Annotated in this window: 15 protein-coding genes; 8 read left to right on the top strand and 7 right to left on the bottom strand. The window is 72.6% G+C overall.

What is annotated here, in order from left to right; translation table 11 throughout:
- Window positions 1-234 precede the first annotated feature (234 nt).
- The 4 genes from LZ604_RS11970 (at window position 235) to LZ604_RS11955 (ending at window position 5,935) form a co-directional block, all read left to right on the top strand.
- A complete protein-coding gene (locus tag LZ604_RS11970) occupies window positions 235-777 on the top strand; it encodes a beta-class carbonic anhydrase (RefSeq protein WP_234514988.1) in 543 nt (180 codons plus the stop codon).
- A gap of 270 nt (window positions 778-1,047) precedes the next feature.
- Window positions 1,048-2,070 (top strand): AAA family ATPase, encoded by a 1,023-nt coding sequence (locus tag LZ604_RS11965; protein WP_234514987.1) that lies wholly within the window; start codon window positions 1,048-1,050, stop codon window positions 2,068-2,070.
- A complete protein-coding gene (locus LZ604_RS11960) occupies window positions 2,070-3,431 on the top strand; it encodes a DUF58 domain-containing protein (protein ID WP_234514986.1) in 1,362 nt (453 codons plus the stop codon). The genes LZ604_RS11965 and LZ604_RS11960 overlap by 1 nt, the downstream gene beginning before the upstream one ends.
- Window positions 3,428-5,935 (top strand): transglutaminase TgpA family protein, encoded by a 2,508-nt coding sequence (locus LZ604_RS11955; RefSeq protein WP_234514985.1) that lies wholly within the window; start codon window positions 3,428-3,430, stop codon window positions 5,933-5,935. Before LZ604_RS11960 ends, LZ604_RS11955 begins: the two co-directional genes overlap by 4 nt.
- A 214-nt stretch (window positions 5,936-6,149) precedes the next feature.
- Here the strand turns inward: LZ604_RS11955 and LZ604_RS11950 are convergent, their stop codons facing one another.
- The 3 genes from LZ604_RS11950 to LZ604_RS11940 form a co-directional block, all read right to left on the bottom strand.
- Entirely contained in the window at window positions 6,150-6,533 is a 384-nt protein-coding gene (locus LZ604_RS11950; protein ID WP_234514984.1) for an SCO2097 family morphological protein, read from the bottom strand.
- Window positions 6,534-6,809: 276 nt separating this feature from the next.
- The gene (locus tag LZ604_RS11945; protein WP_234514983.1) at window positions 6,810-7,580 is read right to left on the bottom strand and encodes a methyltransferase; all 771 of its coding nucleotides are present in this window, start codon (window positions 7,578-7,580) and stop codon (window positions 6,810-6,812) included.
- A gap of 139 nt (window positions 7,581-7,719) precedes the next feature.
- The gene (locus LZ604_RS11940) at window positions 7,720-8,289 is read right to left on the bottom strand and encodes an SAV_6107 family HEPN domain-containing protein (protein WP_234514982.1); all 570 of its coding nucleotides are present in this window, start codon (window positions 8,287-8,289) and stop codon (window positions 7,720-7,722) included.
- Window positions 8,290-8,475: 186 nt separating this feature from the next.
- Between LZ604_RS11940 and LZ604_RS11935 the strand changes: the two genes are divergently transcribed.
- From LZ604_RS11935 to LZ604_RS11920, 4 genes are all read left to right on the top strand, one after another.
- Window positions 8,476-9,339: an ATP-binding cassette domain-containing protein gene (locus LZ604_RS11935; RefSeq protein WP_234514981.1), complete on the top strand. Its 864-nt coding sequence runs from the start codon at window positions 8,476-8,478 to the stop codon at window positions 9,337-9,339.
- Window positions 9,311-11,395 (top strand): YhgE/Pip family protein, encoded by a 2,085-nt coding sequence (locus LZ604_RS11930; protein WP_234514980.1) that lies wholly within the window; start codon window positions 9,311-9,313, stop codon window positions 11,393-11,395. Before LZ604_RS11935 ends, LZ604_RS11930 begins: the two co-directional genes overlap by 29 nt.
- Window positions 11,396-11,451: 56 nt before the next feature.
- Complete coding sequence (locus LZ604_RS11925) at window positions 11,452-12,084, top strand: TetR/AcrR family transcriptional regulator (RefSeq protein ID WP_234514979.1); 633 nt, start codon at window positions 11,452-11,454, stop codon at window positions 12,082-12,084.
- 411 nt (window positions 12,085-12,495) lie between these two features.
- Window positions 12,496-14,022 (top strand): phytoene desaturase family protein, encoded by a 1,527-nt coding sequence (locus tag LZ604_RS11920; protein ID WP_234514978.1) that lies wholly within the window; start codon window positions 12,496-12,498, stop codon window positions 14,020-14,022.
- Between the two features lie 75 nt (window positions 14,023-14,097).
- On the opposite strand, the gene LZ604_RS11915 is transcribed toward LZ604_RS11920, so the two are convergent.
- From LZ604_RS11915 to LZ604_RS11900, 4 genes are all read right to left on the bottom strand, one after another.
- Entirely contained in the window at window positions 14,098-15,030 is a 933-nt protein-coding gene (locus LZ604_RS11915; protein WP_234514977.1) for an SCO2102 family sporulation regulator, read from the bottom strand.
- A gap of 56 nt (window positions 15,031-15,086) precedes the next feature.
- Entirely contained in the window at window positions 15,087-16,010 is a 924-nt protein-coding gene (gene metF / locus LZ604_RS11910) for a methylenetetrahydrofolate reductase [NAD(P)H] (protein ID WP_234514976.1), read from the bottom strand.
- Window positions 16,011-16,220: 210 nt separating this feature from the next.
- Window positions 16,221-16,871: a thiamine phosphate synthase gene (gene thiE / locus LZ604_RS11905; protein WP_234514975.1), complete on the bottom strand. Its 651-nt coding sequence runs from the start codon at window positions 16,869-16,871 to the stop codon at window positions 16,221-16,223.
- Between the two features lie 109 nt (window positions 16,872-16,980).
- Complete coding sequence (locus tag LZ604_RS11900) at window positions 16,981-17,346, bottom strand: Rv2175c family DNA-binding protein (protein WP_234514974.1); 366 nt, start codon at window positions 17,344-17,346, stop codon at window positions 16,981-16,983.
- Window positions 17,347-17,580 lie beyond the last annotated feature (234 nt).

Below are 17,580 nucleotides of genomic sequence, written 5' to 3'. Positions count from 1 at the left end.
CGGGGAGAGCGTCTCGCCTCCCACTTCGCGTCACTTTAGTCCACCCTGTCTTGCGGTCAATCAACCGGCCTGCGCGTCGCCCCTCAGGCCCGCCACGGTCGGCGACGCGCGCGCATTCACCCGCCCGGCAGACCGTTCACCAACCGTGTGGATTACGTCACAACAAGCGAGAGTGGCGTTCTTTGTCCACTCTCACAGCAGGCTCGGACCGGCGGTGACCAGTAACGTCGAGGTATGACGACTTCTGCATCCGTACCCGCCGGTCCCGAAGGCGCCATAGTCGGCACCGTCACCGATCGCCTCGTGGAGGCCAACCAGCACTACGCCTCCGCGTTCACGGATCCCGGGATGGATGCCCGTCCCGTGCTCCAGGTCGCGGTCGTGGCCTGCATGGACGCCCGGCTGGACCTGCACGCCGCGCTCGGCCTGGAGCTGGGCGACTGCCACACCATCCGCAACGCGGGGGGCGTCGTCACCGACGACGTGATCCGCTCCCTCACCATCAGCCAGCGCGCGCTCGGCACCCGCAGCGTCGTGCTGATCCACCACACCGGCTGCGGTCTGGAATCGCTGACCGAGGAGTTCCGGCACGAGCTGGAGATGGAGGTCGGCCAGCGGCCCGCCTGGGCCGTGGAGGCATTCCGCGACGTCGACCAGGACGTCCGGCAGTCGATGCAGCGTGTGCGCACCTCCCCGTTCCTGCTCCACACCGACGACATACGGGGCTTCGTCTTCGACGTCAAGACGGGTCTGCTGCGCGAGATCGACCCGGCGTGACGGCGCGTTCCGGCGTCCGCTACGTCGCTTCACCAGGCTGCTCGCGAACATCCATTCGGGCAAAAATCTCGGTTGCGGTGGGCCGATAAGGCCGTAAGGCCGACATATCGCGGCCAGTTATCCACAGCCGAGTGACACGAACCGGTAACGGCAACAAGAATGCCGGTGTGGTGTCACGCGGAACTTTTCCGCGTGGTGCCCGTGTTCGGGGTGGGCCGGTCCGCATCGCAGAGCGTCGGCCCGGAGAAAGTACGGGCCGAGGAGGGCCGGGTGACGACCTATGACGATCGAGCGAGCCTTACTGATCTGACCGCCACTGTGGAGCGCGTCCGCAGTTCGGTGGAAGGAGTGATCGAGGGCAAGCCCGAGGTCGTACGGCTTTCACTGACCGTGCTGCTCGCCGAGGGACATCTTCTGATCGAGGATGTCCCCGGCGTCGGCAAGACGATGCTCGCCAAGGCGCTCGCGCGCTCCATCGACTGCTCGGTGCGGCGCATCCAGTTCACACCGGACCTGCTGCCGTCGGACATCACGGGCGTGTCCATCTGGGACCAGCAGCGCCGGGACTTCGAGTTCAAACCGGGCGCGATCTTCGCCCAGATCGTGATCGGCGACGAGATCAACCGGGCCTCCCCCAAGACCCAGTCGGCGCTCCTGGAGTCGATGGAGGAGCGCCAGGTCACCATCGACGGCCAGACGTACGAGCTGCCCAGCCCCTTCATGGTGGTCGCCACCCAGAACCCGGTGGAGATGGAGGGCACCTATCCGCTGCCCGAGGCCCAGCGGGACCGCTTCATGGCCCGTGTCTCCATCGGCTACCCGAGCGCGGACGCCGAGCTGCAGATGCTCGACATCCACGGCGGGGTGAACCCGCTGGACGACCTCCAGCCGGTGGCGCACGCGCACGAGATCGTGAAGCTGATCGAGGCCGTCCGGGGCGTCCACGTCGCCGAGGCGGTCCGGCGCTACGCGGTGGACCTGGTCGCCGCCACCCGCACACACCCCGAGCTCAGACTCGGCGCCTCGCCGCGCGCCACCCTGCACCTGCTGCGAGCGGCGAAGGCGTCCGCAGCCCTGTCCGGCCGGGAGTACGCCCTGCCGGACGACGTACAGGCCCTCGCCGTGGCGGTCCTGGCCCACCGCCTGCTGCCCACCGCGCAGGCCCAGCTCAACCGCCGGACGGCGGAACAGGTCGTCCAGGAGATCCTGCAGAGCACCCCGGTGCCCGCGGCACCGCATCAGTCCGGTCTCACCATGGGCCGGGGCTACGGCCAGCCGCCCCGGAGGCTGTGATGACGCACGGGGGGACGGCGCCCGGCGGCGGCCAGGAGGACCGGGGCGGACTGCGCACCGCGCTCACCGGACTGACCACGCGCGGGCGTTCCTTCCTCGCCGCCGGAATCGCGGCCGCGATCTGCGCCTACGTCCTCGGCCAGAGCGATCTGCTGCGGGTGGGACTGCTGCTGGCGGTGCTGCCCCTGGTGTGCGCGACGGTGCTCTACCGCACGCGCTACCGGGTCGCGGGCAGCCGTCGTCTGTCCCCCGGGCGCGTTCCGGCCGGTTCCGAGGCCCGCGTCCATCTGCGGATGGACAACGTGTCACGGCTGCCCACCGGGCTGCTGATGCTCCAGGACCGGGTGCCCTACGTCCTCGGGCCGCGCCCCCGCTTCGTGCTGGACCGGGTGGAGCCGGGCGGCCGGCGCGAGGTGTCCTACCGTGTCCGCTCGGACCTGCGGGGCCGCTATCCGCTGGGTCCGCTCCAGTTGCGCCTGACCGATCCCTTCGGGCTGTGCGAACTGACCCGCTCCTTCTCGACCTACGACACCCTGACGGTCGTCCCGCGCGTGGAGCCGCTGCCACCCGTACGGCTCATGGGCGAGGCAACGGGCTACGGCGACGGGCGCCAGCGCTCGCTGGCGCTGGCCGGCGAGGACGATGTGATCCCGCGCGGCTATCGCCACGGGGACGATCTGCGCCGGGTGCACTGGCGCTCCACCGCGCGCTACGGCGAGCTGATGGTGCGCCGGGAGGAACAGCCGCAGCGCGCCAGGTGCACGGTGCTGCTGGACACCCGGGGCATCGCCTTCCAGGGCGCCGGCCCGGACTCGGCCTTCGAATGGGCCGTCGCGGGCGCCGCGTCCACCCTGGTGCACATGCTTGAACGGGGCTTCTCCATCAGGCTGTTGACGGACACGGGCAGCTCGGTGCCCGGCGAGGGAGCGGACGGGTTCGCGGGCGCCAGCCAGGAGTCCGCGGACGCGGCCGGGCTGATGATGGACACGCTCGCCGTGATCGACCACTCGGACGGCACGGGCCTGTCCCGCGCGTACGACGTGCTGCGCGGCGGGAACGAGGGACTGCTGGTCGCCTTCTTCGGCGACCTGGACGAGGAGCAGGCCACGGTGGCCGCCAAGATGAGCAGACGCAGCGGCGGCGCCCTCGCCTTCCTGCTGGACAGCGCCACCTGGGGACGCGAGGAGACCGATGTGCCGGGCCCCCTGGACCGCACCGGGGAAACACTGCGGATGCTGCGCGAGGCGGGCTGGACGGCGCTGACCGTGCCCCGCGGTGTGCCGCTCGCTCAGCTGTGGCGCGAGGCGGACCGGCAGCGCACGGGCGTGGGCGCGGTGAGCGGTGCGGAGGGACGGTCATGAGCGGGCGGACCCGGCTGGCGCTGTGTGCGGCGGTGGCGACGCTGGCCGCGTCGTGCGCGCTGCTGCCCCTGGTGTCCCCGACGACCTGGCTCTTCCAGGCGGCGTTCCTGGTCGCGGTGCAGACCGGGGTCGGCGCGGTGGCCCGGAGGGTGCCGCTGGCGCGTCCCCTGACCATCGCCTGCCAGGCGGTCGTCGGCCTGCTCCTGCTCACGCTGATCTTCGCTCGTGAGCAGTCCATCGGCGGCATCATCCCCGGCCCCGACGCCTTCCGCCACTTCGGGGAGTTGCTGCGGTCGGGCGCGGAGGACGTGGGGCGGTATGCGATCCCGGCGCCGCTGACCCCCGGCATCCGGCTGATGATCGTGGGCGGGGTGCTGCTGATCGGACTGCTGGTGGACGCGCTCGCGGTGACGTTCCGCGCGGCGGCCCCGGCCGGGCTCCCGCTGCTTGCGCTGTACTCCGTGGCCGCCGGGCTCTCCGACGGCGCCACCGACTGGCTGTGGTTCCTCGTCGCCGCGAGCGGCTATCTGATGCTGCTGCTGGCCGAGGGCCGCGACCGGCTCTCCCAGTGGGGGCGGGTCTTCGCCGGCGCCGCCCGCGGCCGGGACCGGGACTCCGGCGGCGCGGTCGCCCCCGTGCGGACCGGACGGCGCATCGGCATGGTCGCGCTGGGCGTCGCCCTGGTGGTCCCGCTGGCCCTTCCCTCGCTCAAGGGCGGCCTGCTGGACGGCGCCGGAACCGGCGTCGGAGCGGGCCTGGGCAACGGCAACACGATCTCCGCGGTCAACCCCCTGGTCTCCCTGCGCGACAGCCTGAACGTGGACGAGGACCGCCAGGTCATGGCCTACCGCACCAACACGGACGACACCCAGGACATGTACCTGCGGATCGTCGCCCTGGACGACTTCGACGGCACGACCTGGAGGCCCGCCCAGCGGCACATCACCGGGGTGCCGGACAGCCTGCCCACCCCGGCCGGCCTCGCGGGCAGTGTGCGGCGCACCGAGATCGAGACGAGGATCTCGGCGGCCGACTGGTACGCACAGGACTGGCTGCCGATGCCGTACCCCGCGACCCGCGTGAAGATCAAGGGCAGCTGGCGCTACGAGCCGGTGGGCCGCACGCTCGTCGGCGACCACGGGCAGAACACGCGCGGCATCCAGTACGACGTCAAGAGTCTGATCGTGCAGCCGAGCGCGGAGCAGCTGGCCACGGCGCCGGAGCCGTCACCGTCGCTGAAGCGGGAGTTCACGAAGCTGCCGAGGTCGCTGCCGGCGGTCGTGGCGCAGACGGCCCGCAAGGTGACCGCGGGGGCGTCCAACCACTACGAGCAGGCGGTCAAACTCCAGGACTACTTCGCGGTCCGCGGCGGCTTCACCTACAGCACCCGGGTGCAGGTCGGCAGCGGGCCGGGAGCCATCGCTCGGTTCCTGAGGGACAAACAGGGCTTCTGCGTGCACTTCTCCTTCACGATGGCCGCGATGGCCCGGACGCTCGGGATTCCGGCACGGGTCGCGGTGGGTTTCACCCCGGGTTCCCCGCAGGCGGACGGATCCATGTCGGTGGGGCTGCGGGACGCGCACGCATGGCCGGAGCTGTACTTCGAGGGTGTCGGCTGGACGCGCTTCGAGCCGACGCCGAACCGGGGCACGACTCCCTCGTACACGCAGTCGGACACGCCCAGCGGGGAGAACCCGGTCGCGCCGGGGCCGTCGCTGTCGTCGACGGCGGCGCCGTCCACGGCTCCGTCGGCGAGCGAGAGCTGCTCGGCGGCCCTGCGGAAGCTCGAGGGATGCCCGAGCCGGTCCTCGGATGCGCTGGCGGTCTCCCGCGACGACGGGCCGCCCTGGTACCGGATCCTGGCCTGGACACTGCTGGGGCTGGCCCTGGTGGTGGTGCCGCTGACGCCGATGCTGTGGCGGTTGCGGAGCCGGTCGGTGCGACTGGCCTCCGGCCTGCACGCGCCGTCGGCCCTCTCGCCGGCCCGAACACGGAGCCGGAGCTCCCGGCCGGGCGAGCAGTACGCCGGTGACCTGGAGGCGACCGTTCTGCCGGGCGAGGCGTCGCCGGACCGGGCGGCCGAGATGGCCGTGGGGCACACCCTGTCCGTGTGGCGCGAGCTCACCGACACGGCGTGGGACTACGGCATAGTGCCGGACGACGCCCTGACCCCGCGCGGGGCCGCCGAGCGGATCGTACGGCTGGGCCGGCTGGACTCGCCGTCCGCGGCGGCCGTGCACCGGGTGGCGGGTGCCGTGGAGCAGGTGCTCTTCGCCCGGCAGCCGCGCCCCGAGCCCGGCCTGGTCGACGATGTGCGCACGGTGCGGTCGGCGCTACGCTCCGGGGTCGGACTGCGGACCCGGGTCCGTGCGGTCGTGGCACCGCGCTCGGCCCTGCGCGTCCTCTGGGCCGTCGCCGACCGCTGGACGGACCTCAAGATCCGCTGGGCGACCCGATGGACGGCCTTGCTACACCGCCCATCGGACCAGCAGACCCGTGGCTGACCCCCGGGTGCCCCGTGGTCGGGGCCCCGTGGGACGTCCGCGCAACCCGGCCCCCGAGGGCCTGCCGGACGGCCCACGGGGCCCCTGCTGAAGCACCAGGCGGCCAGGTGCCCGGACGTGCTGGGCGTCGTCAGGAGGCCGTTCGGGGATGCGTGAGGGGCGGCCACCCGGTGGTGGCCGCCCCTCACGGAAGACTTCGGCTGGGCCCGGAGGGCTAGTGGCCCTGCTCGTCCCGGCGTCGCTGCCAGCGCTGTTCGATGCGGTCCATCATGGAGCGCCGCTGCCTGACCTGCCTGCGGACGCCCGGCGCACCCTGCTCGCCCGGCTTGGGAACCTTGCGCCAACCGGTTACGAACAGCACCGCACAACCCAGCATGACGAGGAAACCCACCACGCTGACCCAGATCTGCTTGGCGACCATTCCGGCCATGAGGAGCGCGATACCCACAAGAAAGCCCGCCGCCGCCTGGTAGACCCGTCGCCGGGTGTACGTACGCAGCCCGCTTCCCTCAAGCGCTGTCGCGAACTTGGGATCTTCGGCGTACAGCGCTCGCTCCATCTGCTCGAGCATTCGCTGCTCGTGCTCCGAGAGCGGCACGGAGTCCTCCTCATCGTGCAGTCGCCGGGGCGACCGGGGGTCCCCTTCAGGATAGGCAGGGAATCGCCCCCTTGAAACCCGCCCCTCTACGCCAATTGGCCAACCGGGATCCGCCATGGCCGTCCTGGCTCACTGAGGCTTCCATTCCCCAGCGGCCGACCCGTCATGCCGGGCGGTCTCCCTCGATCATACGGCGCGCACCGCCCGATCGGGGGTGCTGTGGCGTACTCCATCCGCCGCCGCGCCGCTGATCAGCGGGGCGTCTCGGCAGCCGGCTCAGACCTCGCCCGCATCCCGGGTCTCACCGAGGACATGCAGCTGCGTGGCCACGGAGTGGAAGGCGGGAACCTCGGCGGCCGCGGCCTCCAGCTTGAGCAGCGCGTCCACGGCGCCCGGTTCGGTGTCCACCAGCACGCCGGGCACGAGGTCGGCGAAGACCCGGACCCCGTGCACGGCGGCGACTTCGAGGCCCGCGTCCTCGACGAGCCCGGTCAGCTGCTCCGCGGTGAAGCGGTGGGGCACCGGGTCGCCCTCGCCCCAGCGGCCGTCCGGATCCTGGAGCGCCTGCCTGGCCTCCTTGAAGTGACCGGCGAGGGCCCGCGCCAGGACGGCGCCGCCGAGCCCTGCGGCGAGCAGGCTCAGCACGCCGTCCGCTCGCAGCGCGGCGACCACGTTGCGGACGCCCTCGGCGGGGTCGTCCACGTACTCCAGGACACCGTGGCACAGCACGACGTCGTAGCCCCCCGGCTCCACCACGTCGAAGAGGCCGTGGGCGTCGCCCTGGACGCCCCGCACACGGTCGGCGACACCGGCCTCGGCGGCCCGCCGCTCCAGCGCGAACAGCGCGTTCGGGCTCGGGTCGACCACGGTGACACGGTGGCCGAGGCGGGCGACGGGCACGGCGAAGTTGCCGCTGCCGCCACCGGTGTCGAGCACGTCCAGCACATCCCGCCCCGTGGCCTTGACGCGGCGGTCGAGGGCGTCCTTGAGGACCTCCCAGACCACAGCGGTACGGAGAGAAGCGCGGGGGCGCATCGGATCCGACACAGCAGTTGACTCCTCGGCGCGGCGCCGCCTGGTGTTCGGCGGAGCGATCGGACGGCTTCCGGCCCCGGTGCCAGGGCGAAAGGCTTCAGGCGCCTCCACCCTATTGCCTCCGGCACCATGCCCGGAGCCCCGACCCAGCTCACCCCGCGTCCGGCATCTCGCTCTCCCCCGCGTCCCCTTCCGCCGTACCCCGCTCGCCGTTGTGCCGTGGCTGCGGCAGGACCGGCTGGAGTAGCAGCGTCCGTTCGACCAGGCGCAGAAACATCGCCACGTCCCGTATCAGATCGTCGGCGTCGCGGGTGCCGGCCGCGCCCTGGATGCCGGCCTCGGCCCGGGCGCGGCGCGCGGCACCGGAGGCGAACAGCGCGCTCCACTCGGTGAGTTCGGGCGCGATCTCGGGGAGCACTTCCCAGGCGCTCCTGATTCTGGCGCGGCGGCGGGCCGTGGGCTCCGGCCGTCCGCGCGCGGCGAGCACGGCGGCCGCCGTGCGCAGGGCCGCCAGATGGGCCGTCGCGTACCGCTCGTTGGGGGTTTCCAGGCGGGCCGCCTCGTCGAGTCCGGCGCGGGCCTGGGCGAGCAGCTCCAGTGCGGCGGGCGGGGCCGTGGCCCGGCGCAGTACGGGGTGCACGTCGCTCGCCGGGCCGGTCAGTGAGGGGGCAGGGCCGGTGGCGCGGCGCCGGCGTGCGGCACCCGCGGGATGGCTGGCCATGACGAACCTCCTGTCGTCTGCGTGACGGCACTGTGGCCGTATGTGCTCATCGTGAGGTATGGCACTGACAATCCGTTCTGACCTGCGCTTTTGCTTCGTTCGAAGGTTCGGGTTATTTTTGCACTGACCAGTCAGTTCAAAACCGGTTCCACGACTGGGCCGCGGGCCCGGGGGAATCAGGGGGGCATGGACATGCAGGAGGCAGCGCCAGGGGTGGCCGTGGAGGCCACGAATCTCGGCCTGAAGGGCCCGCGCGGCCAGGTGTTCAGAGATGTCCGTCTTCAGGCCCGGCCCGGCTCGCTCATCGCCGTCGAGGGGCCCTCGGGCTCGGGCCGGACCTGTCTGCTGCTGACGCTCACCGGACGGATGAAGCCGAACCAGGGCCATGCCACCGTGGACGGGCACCGGCTGCCCAAGGGGATGTCCGCGGTACGCCGGATCAGCGCGCTCGCGAACGTGTCCGGCGTCACCGACCTGGAGCCGGCGCTGACCGTCGGCGAGCACCTGCGCGAACGGGCCCTGCTGGAGAGCCGGTTCGGCGACTCGCTGCGCGCGCTGCTGCGGCCTCGCGACGAGCGCACGGCGGCGGCGAGGCGGCGCATCGACGCCGCTCTCGCCGCGGCCGGGCTCGACCAGGACGCGCTGCCCAAGGGGCCCCGCACCGCCGTACGCGATCTGGAGCGCCTGGAGGCCCTGCGCCTGTCGGTGGCCCTGGCGCTGATGAGCCGGCCGCGCCTGCTCGCCGTCGACGACACCGACCTCAAGCTCTCCGCCTCCGAACGGGCCGCGGCATGGGCCCTGTTGAGGTCCGTCACCGAGGCCGGAACCACGGTTCTCGCGGTCTGCGAGGAGGCCCCGCAGGACGCGGTGGTGGTGTCGACGTCACCCGGCTACCGCGTACCGCCGGACCGGGACGTGGACCCACCGGACGCCGTGCGCGGCGCGGAGGACGCCCCCGAGGAGGCCACCACACCCGACGAGCCCTCCGAGGACGGCTCGAACGACGACAAGGAGACGGCGGATGCGCTCGCCGAAACTGGCCGCGCTTGAGCTGAGGCGGTTCGGCAGGGGAAGGCTGCCGCGCGCGGCACTGGTCGCGCTCCTGCTGCTGCCGCTGCTGTACGGCGCGTTGTACCTGTGGTCGTTCTGGGACCCGTACGGGCGCCTCGACCGCATCCCCGTGGCGCTCGTCGACGAGGACAAGGGGGCGACGGCGGACGGCAAGAGGATCACCGCCGGCGACAACCTCGTCGAGGGACTGCGCAAGAGCAAGACCTTCGAGTGGCACGAGGTGAGCGCCGACGAGGCCAGGCAGGGCGTCGAGGACGGCACCTACTACCTGTCGCTGACGATGCCGTCCGACTTCAGCGAGCGGATCGCCTCCAGCTCCGGGGAGTCCCCCGAGACCGGCGCCCTCCAGGTGCGGACCAACGACGCGAACAACTACATCGTCGGGCAGATCTCCAAGACCGTGTTCAACGAGGTGCGCGCGGCGGCCTCCACCAAGACGTCGCGGTCGTTCCTGGACCGGATCTTCATCTCCTTCTCCGACATCCACGGGAAGACCGTGCAGGCGGCCGAGGGAGCCGACCGGCTCACGGGCGGGATCGGGAAGGCGAAGAAGGGCTCCAAGGACCTCGCCGACGGCCTCAAGCAGGCCGAGAACGGCAGCGGGCAGCTGTCGAGCGTCCTGGCGAAGCTCACCAGTGGCTCGGGCGACCTCGAGAACGGGGCCGGGCAGGTCGCCGCCGGCACCCAGGCACTGGCCGACCGGGTGGACGGAACGGCCGACCAGGTGCGGCCGTTCCTGAAGAAGAACGGCAGGCAGATCGCCGACACCGCGACCCTGGTGGCCGACTCGGCGGGGGTGATCAGCGGCCACCTCGACGCGTTCGTCACCACCGCCCCGCTCGCGGAGAGCGGCACCCGCAAGGCGTCCGACACGCTGAACGCGGTCTATGAGAGGCGCTGTGAGGGGCAGCTCCTGCCCGACCCCGCGTGCGACGACCTCAAGAAGGCGAAGGACGCGGCGGCGGAGGCGGCGAAGCTCGCTCACGACGTGAACGCCGTGGTGCAGGACTACCAGGGCGACATGGCCGCCCTGAAGACGGACCTGAAGACGCTCCAGCAGCAGGCCCGGGCCCTGGCCAAGTCGGCACCGCACCTCTCCGACGACCTCGACGACGCGGTCGCCAAGGTGAACGCGCTCAACAGGGGTGCCGCCCAGGTCGCCGAGGGAGCCGGGACGCTGCACGCCGGACTCAGCCGCACACAGACGGGCGCGGCCGGCCTGAACGTGGGCATCGGCCGGCTGGAGACGGGCGCGATCGATCTCCACGGAGGCATGTACAAGCTCGCCGACGGCTCCGGGAAGCTCGCCGGCGGCCTGCACCAGGGTGCGTCGAAGATCCCCGACTACGACAAGCAGGACCGGGACCGCCGCACCGACGTGATGGCCGACCCGGTGCAGCTCGCCTCCAGGGACCTGCACCACGCGCCGAACTACGGCACCGGTTTCGCCCCGTACTTCATTCCGCTGTCCCTGTGGGTGGGCGCGATGGTGGCGTACATGCTGATCCCGCCGCTGAACCGGCGCGCGCTCGCGGCGGGCGCCTCGGCCTGGCGGATCGCGCTGGCGGGCTGGCTGCCGGTGGCCGCCGTGGGCGTCGTGCAGACGGCCGCGCTCATGGCCGTGCTGCACTGGGCGATCGGCCTGGAGATGGTGCGGGCGGCCGGCACGATCGGGTTCCTGTTCCTGGTGGCGGCGTGCTTCGGGGCACTGGTGCAGTGGCTGAACGCGCGTTTCGGGGCGGCGGGCCGGATCCTCGTCCTCGCCCTGCTGATGCTCCAGCTGACATCCGCGGGCGGCACCTACCCCGTGCAGACCAGTCCGCGTTTCTTCAACGCGATCCACCCGTACCTGCCGATGAGTTACGTCGTCGAAGCCCTCCGCAGGCTCATCACCGGCGGCGGTCTCGGGCCCGTGTGGCAGGCGTGCGCGGTACTGACGGCGTTCACCGTCGGCGCCCTCGCGCTCACCGCCCTGTCGGCCCGCCGCAGGCAGGTGTGGACCCTCGACCGGCTGCACCCGGAGCTGAGCCTGTGACGGCCACAGCCGGACCCGCACCCTCCGACGCGCCCTTACCTGTGAGAATCAGGCCCATGGAACGCAGCAGTGCGGCCGCCCCGGGCGGCTCGAGCCGGCGCGAGGCGACCCGGCAGAAGCTCTACGAGGCGGCCGTCACCCTCATCGCGGAACAGGGGTTCTCCGCGACGACCGTCGACGAGATCGCCGAGCGGGCGGGGGTCGCGAAGGGCACGGTCTACTACAACTTCGCCAGCAAGTCAGTCCTCTTCGAGGAGCTGCTGCGACACGGCGTGGGCCTCCTGACCGCCTCCCTGAGGGAGGCGGCGGAGCAGACCGCCCTGGCCGGCGGCAGCAAGGTGGACGCCCTGGACGCCATGATCCGAGCGGGACTCGGCTTCATCGCCCGTTACCCGGCCTTCACCCAGCTGTACGTGGCCGAGCTGTGGCGCACCAACCGGGCCTGGCAGTCCACCCTCATGGTGGTCCGCCGGCAGGTCGTCGCGGCCATCGAGGACGTACTGCACGAGGGCGTGGCGAACGGTGAGTTCAGCGAGGAGATCGATGTCCAGCTGACAGCGGCCGCACTGGTCGGCATGGTCCTGGTGGCGGCCCTCGACTGGCAGTCGTTCCAGCCGGAGCGCTCCCTGGACGACGTCCATGCGGCGCTGTCGAGGCTGCTGCAGGGGCGCGTGAGCGGCAGCCGGTAGCGCGCGCCCGGCGCACGAAAGCGCCGGTCCGGGGTGGCCGCGTCTTCCGCGGGCCGCCTCGAACCGGCGCTTCGTCGTTCCCCCGTGCCCCCGTGCGGTCGTCCCCCGGGTCCCCCCGTGCCTCGCTTCCGCCGAACCGGGTCGGCGGAAGGAGCGGTCAAGGGCGCGGGCGTCGTTCCGCCGCCCCGTGTCGGCGGTGCCGAGCCGCACCCCTTTCCGTGCCTCCCACTTTCCCGGTCGCGCAGCTGTGGGCCCATCCGCGCGCGTACTCATCTCATCGACTAGGTACGGATACTCACGGCGGAGCGCTCAACCCCGCACCAGGGCGGTCCCCACGGCCGGGGTCACCTCGAAGGCGCTGATCACAGGCCCGCGGCCGGGCTGTCGGCGGTGGCCTATAAAGTCACCGGCATGGCACGGATTGCGGTGATCGGCGCCGGGATGGGCGCGATGGCGGCCGCCGCCCGGCTGGCCGTGGCGGGCCACCGGGTGGTGGTCTACGAGCGCACGGAGACGTACGGCGGTGCGGTGCGCCGTTTCACGCGTGACGGTTTCTCCTTCGACACCGGCCCGGGCCTGCTGCCGCTGCCGGCGGTCTACCGCGACCTGTTCGTCAAGACCGGCAAGGAGCCTCTGGAGAGCTGTGCCGAGCTGGTTCAGGTGGACCCGTCCGCGCGGCACCTCTTCGCGGACGGCACGGAGGCGGCGCTGCCGAACGCGTCCCGCGGGGGTGTCGTCGCGGCGCTGGACGCGGCGCTCGGCGGCGGGGCGGGCGAGCGGTGGGGCGACTTCCTGGTGCGGGCCCGTGAGGCCTGGGACCGCACGCGCCGGCCGCTTCTGGAGGAGCCGCTGTGGCCCGACTGGCCGGTGCTGGCCGAGCGTGAGCCGTACCCGGCGGTGCCGCACCGGAAGCTGCTGCGCACCCGGCGGGCCGGCACGCTCGCCGAGGTCGGCGCCTTCGAACTGCGCGACGCCCGGCTGGTGGCCCTCCTGGAGAGCCACGCCCTGGCGTACGGCCTGGATCCCCGGACGGCCCCGGCGAGCGCGGCCGTGCTGCCGTACATGGACCACGCCTTCGGCACCTGGTATGTGCGTGGCGGTATCCGGGAACTGGCCCGCGCCGTGTACGAGCGCTGCCTGGCCCGGAAGGTGGAGTTCGTCTTCGGCGCGGAGGTCACCGGGATCGTCGAGGAGGACGGCCGGGCGGCGGGCGTGGAGCTGGCCGGGGAACCCTCCGTTTCGCCGGGGTCGGCAGGAGGATCGGTCGCGGACGCGGATCATGTGGTCGCCGGGGTCGCGCCCGGCGTGCTGGACCGGCTGGTGCCGGGGACGGCGTCGGTGCGCGGGACGGGCGAGGTCGGTCCGCAGCGCGCGATGCCCGGGCGGCTGAGCGTGCTGCTGGCGCTGCGCGGCGGTCGGCCGGAGGGCACCGCGCACCGGACGGTGGTCCACCCGGCCGACCGTGCGGGCGAGTTGGACCGTCTGTTCGGTGCGGGAGCCGGGCTGCCGCCCGCCCCGACGGTGACCGTGCTGCGCCCGGACGACCCCGCGCTGGTGCCCGACGCCGGGCACGAGGCGGTCACGCTGACCGTCACGGCGCCGGCGGGCCTGCGCCCGTCCGAGTCCGACGTGGACCGGATCGTGGAGGCCGCCGAGCGCGCGATACCCGGTCTGCGCGACCGTGTGCTGTGGCGGGAGGTGCATACCCCGGACGACATCGCCGGGGAGACCGGCGTGCCCGGCGGCGCCGTGCCGGCCCCGGCCCTCGCGGCGGCCGGCGGGCGGCTTCTTCAGCCGTCGAACACCACGCGCCTCCCGGGCCTGTTCACGGTCGGCGGCTGGTCCCACCCCGGCGGCGGCCTCCCCCATGCCGGCATGTCAGGGGCCCTGGTCGCCGGGCTGATCGTGGAGGGGCCGGACTTCCGGGGCTCGCAGTGAGCCACCGGGCGCCCGGTCGCGCGCGAGGGCCCGGTGCTCGGCACCGGGCCCTCGGACACAGGTGACCGCGGTCGCTCAGAAGCGGTAGTGCTCGTCGAAGCCGTGCCCCTGCGTGGAACCGTTCGACGGGGTGCCGTTGCCCTGGTACGGGTACGGCTGCTCCTGCGGGAGCTCACCGCCGAACGCGTCGTCGGTGCTGCGCTGCTGGGGAACCCAGACACCACCGGTCGGGGTCTCGCCGTACGTGCCGGTGGCGTACTGGTCCTGGCCGTACGCCTGCTGGCCGTACTGCCCCTGGCCGCCGTAGGAGGGGTCGTACGCGCCGCCGCCGTAGGTCTGGGTGCCGGCGTACGGGTCGGTGTAGCCGGCGTACTGCTGCTGGGCGCCCTCGTAGCCGTAAGCCTGCTGGCCGTAGCCGGAGTAGCCGTCGTAGGCATAGGCCTGCTGGTCCTGGGCCTGGCCCGCGCTCGCGTAGGACGGGTCCGCGGCGGCCGCGTACGCGTTGCCGGTGTAGACGCCGTACGTGCCGGTGTCCTCGGGCAGCGGCTGCGGTTCGTACACGGCGGTCGCCTCGGCGGCGCTCTCCGCGGGCTGGGCGCGGGTGAAGACGTTGTCGTCGTCGTAGGCGCCGTCGTCCTGCTGGTGGGCCGCTCCGGTCGTCGGCTCGTCCGGGTCGGGGCCGACGCCCTCCGGTGCCGGGTCCTGGCGGGCCGCCTCGCCGCGGCGGCGCTTGCTGCCCCCGCCCTCGCGCGGGCGGTGGCCGACCGCCCAGCCGGCCGCGAAGCCGCGGCGGAACGACAGCGTGACGTAGGTCTGCCCGACCGCGAATGCCGCGGCGCCCACTGCGATGACCAGCACCGAGGCGGTGAGCACACCGAGCACGACGCCGAGGAAGCCGACGAACGCCAGCAGGCGCCAGCGCAGGCGGGCCTTGTACTGGAGCAGCACCTCGCCCAGCAGCCACAGCGCGACGATGCCGAACGCGATGTAGAGGACCGTCCAGCCCATGTACGCCCCTCTCCCAGTGGCCGCTACGCAGTGTGTCGCAGATCGGTGCGACCGGTCTAGGCCCGCTGCGGGTGGTGCAGGCCCAGATTTTCGTAGATTTCCAGCGTCGCCGTGGAGTTGTTGAGTGTAATGAAGTGCAGTCCGGGGACCCCCTCGGCCAGCAGCCTCGCGCAGAACTCCGTGGCGAACTCGATTCCGATCGAGCGTACAGCCGCCGGATCGTCTTTCGCTGTGAGGATCCGCTCTTTCAGTGCGGTGGGCAGGGAGGCGTTGCTGAGCTGTGGCAGCCGCTCCAGCATCCGCACGCTGGTGACGGGCATGACCTCGGGGATGACCGGGGTCGCGCAGCCGGCCTCGGCGACCCGGTCGCGCAGCCGCAGATACGACTCCGGCTGGAAGAACATCTGGGTGATCGCGTAGTCGGCGCCGGCCCGGCACTTGTCGACGAAGTGCGCGACGTCCGTGTCCCAGTCCCTGGAGCGCGGGTGCATCTCGGGGAAGGCGGCGACCCCCACGCAGAAGTCGCCGGACTCCTTGATGAGGCGGACCAGTTGGGCCGCGTAGGTCAGGCCCTTGGGGTGGGGGACCCATGCGCCCATGGGGTCGCCGGGCGGGTCGCCGCGCACGGCGAGCATGTTGCGGATGCCGGCGTCCGCGTACTGGCCGATGATGTTGCGCAGTTCCGCGACGGAGTGGTTGACCGCGGTGAGGTGGGCGACCGGGGTCAGCGTCGTGTCCACGACGATCTGCTGCGTCTCCTTCACCGTGCCCGCACGGGTGGAGCCGCCCGCGCCGTATGTCACGGAGACGAAGTCCGGGGCGACCGCCTCGACCCTCCTCAGCGCGCTCCACAGGTTCCGCTCGCCCTTGGGGGTCTTCGGCGCCGAGAACTCGAACGAGTACGTCGTCTTGCCGGTGGCGAGGATGTCGCGCACGGTCCGCGCGCGATCAGTCCTCGTGGATGCGGTTCCGAGGGCCATAGTCGCAGGTTAGCCAGGGGGAGGCGGTCCCCCAACCGGGCGACTGGAATTTGCCCGAATTGTCGTCTTACTGTCCACCACTCGGACACCGTGGCGCGATCAGGTCCGAATTGTCGCCTTGTTGTCCAGCATCCGGACCGGGGAGGGATCGGCAGAAGAGGCCGCCCGCCCGGGGCCCCGCGGAGTCGGGTGCGCCGGGCGGCGGGATCGCTACGCCGTTCGCAGCCGCTTCGCGAACTCCGCCGCCGCCGCGCCCGGGTCGTCCGCCTCCGTGATCGCGCGGACGACGACCACGCGGCGGGCACCGGCCTCCAGCACCTGGTCCAGATTGCCGAGGTCGATGCCGCCGATGGCGAACCAGGGCCGGTCGGTGCCCAGGGCGGCGGCGTGCCGGACCAGGCCGAGGCCGGGGGCCGGGCGGCCGGGCTTGGTGGGGGTGGGCCAGCAGGGTCCCGTGCAGAAGTAGTCCACGCCGTCCTGGACGGCGGCGGCCTCGGCCTCCGCCGCGGAGTGCGTCGAGCGGCCTATGAGGACGTCGCCGCCGAGGAGGGCGCGGGCCGCGGGGACGGGGAGGTCGCCCTGGCCGAGGTGCAGGACGTCCGAGGCGGCGGCGTGGGCGACGTCGGCGCGGTCGTTCACCGCCAGCAGCTTGCCGTGGCGGGCGCAGGCGTCGGCGAAGACCTTCAGATGTTCCAGTTCCTCGGCCGCCTCCATGCCCTTGTCGCGCAGCTGCACGATGTCGACACCGCCGGCGAGGACCGCGTCGAGGAACTCCGCGAGGTCGCCCTGGCGCTTGCGGGCGTCCGTGCACAGGTAGACACGGGCGTCGGCGAGCCGGGTGGTGCGGGCGGTGTCGGGCACGGTGGGTCCCCCGGGGTCGGTGGCGTACGGGCCGCGGCGGGCGCGGCCGGCCGGAGGCCGGGGCCCGTGGGCCCGCGGTCCGTACGCCGGACGGTTGTTCTCGGTCGGATCAGACGGCGAGCGCCTGAGCGCGGCGCTTCACCTCCGTGCCGCGATTCTCCCTGAGGGCCTGCGCGGGGGTGCCGGGCAGGGTGGGGTCGGAGGTGAACAGCCACTCGATCATCTCTTCGACCGTGAAGCCGTCGTCCCGCAGCAGGGTCAGGGTGCCGGACAGGCCCTTGACCACCTTGTCCCCGTCGATGAAGGCGGCGGGGACGTGCAGCGCGCGGTTCTCGCCGCGGCGTACGGCGATGAGCTGGCCCTCCTTGACCAGCTGCCGCACGCGGGTCACCTCGACGCCGAGGGCTTCGGCGATGTCGGGGACGGTGAGCCATGCGGGCACAAGAGCATCGATCTTTGCGTCAATCTCGGTCACGGGATCAAGCGTGCCATCCCGGACTGACAGTCGGAAGCGGGGCGCCTCCGGTGGAGTGCGGGTTGCCTCCGGCGGTGGACACGGAGGGCCGCCGCGTCCCGCTGACGGGGGGATACGCAAGGGCCGGGGGCCATCCCCGCACGGGACCGTCCCCGCCCAGGACCCTCCCGCACGGTGACGGTCCCGCACGGGACCGTCCCCACCCCTTGCGCCGTCCCCACCCCTTGCGCCGTC

This window comes from Streptomyces glomeratus (assembly GCF_021462825.1).
In the GTDB taxonomy this organism is placed as follows: domain Bacteria; phylum Actinomycetota; class Actinomycetes; order Streptomycetales; family Streptomycetaceae; genus Streptomyces; species Streptomyces glomeratus.
The sequence above is the reverse complement of the archived record's forward strand: the minus strand, read 5'-3'. Positions and strand labels throughout refer to the sequence as shown.

Coding starts and splice junctions, on each gene's coding strand:
- metF (WP_234514976.1), bottom strand. CDS start 16,010: ATGGCCCTCGGAACCGCATCCACGAGGACTGATCGCGCGCGGACCGTG.
- LZ604_RS11960 (WP_234514986.1), top strand. CDS start 2,070: ATGACGCACGGGGGGACGGCGCCCGGCGGCGGCCAGGAGGACCGGGGC.
- LZ604_RS11915 (WP_234514977.1), bottom strand. CDS start 15,030: ATGGGCTGGACGGTCCTCTACATCGCGTTCGGCATCGTCGCGCTGTGG.
- LZ604_RS11920 (WP_234514978.1), top strand. CDS start 12,496: ATGGCACGGATTGCGGTGATCGGCGCCGGGATGGGCGCGATGGCGGCC.
- LZ604_RS11970 (WP_234514988.1), top strand. CDS start 235: ATGACGACTTCTGCATCCGTACCCGCCGGTCCCGAAGGCGCCATAGTC.
- LZ604_RS11930 (WP_234514980.1), top strand. CDS start 9,311: ATGCGCTCGCCGAAACTGGCCGCGCTTGAGCTGAGGCGGTTCGGCAGG.
- LZ604_RS11955 (WP_234514985.1), top strand. CDS start 3,428: ATGAGCGGGCGGACCCGGCTGGCGCTGTGTGCGGCGGTGGCGACGCTG.
- LZ604_RS11935 (WP_234514981.1), top strand. CDS start 8,476: ATGGACATGCAGGAGGCAGCGCCAGGGGTGGCCGTGGAGGCCACGAAT.
- LZ604_RS11925 (WP_234514979.1), top strand. CDS start 11,452: ATGGAACGCAGCAGTGCGGCCGCCCCGGGCGGCTCGAGCCGGCGCGAG.
- LZ604_RS11940 (WP_234514982.1), bottom strand. CDS start 8,289: ATGGCCAGCCATCCCGCGGGTGCCGCACGCCGGCGCCGCGCCACCGGC.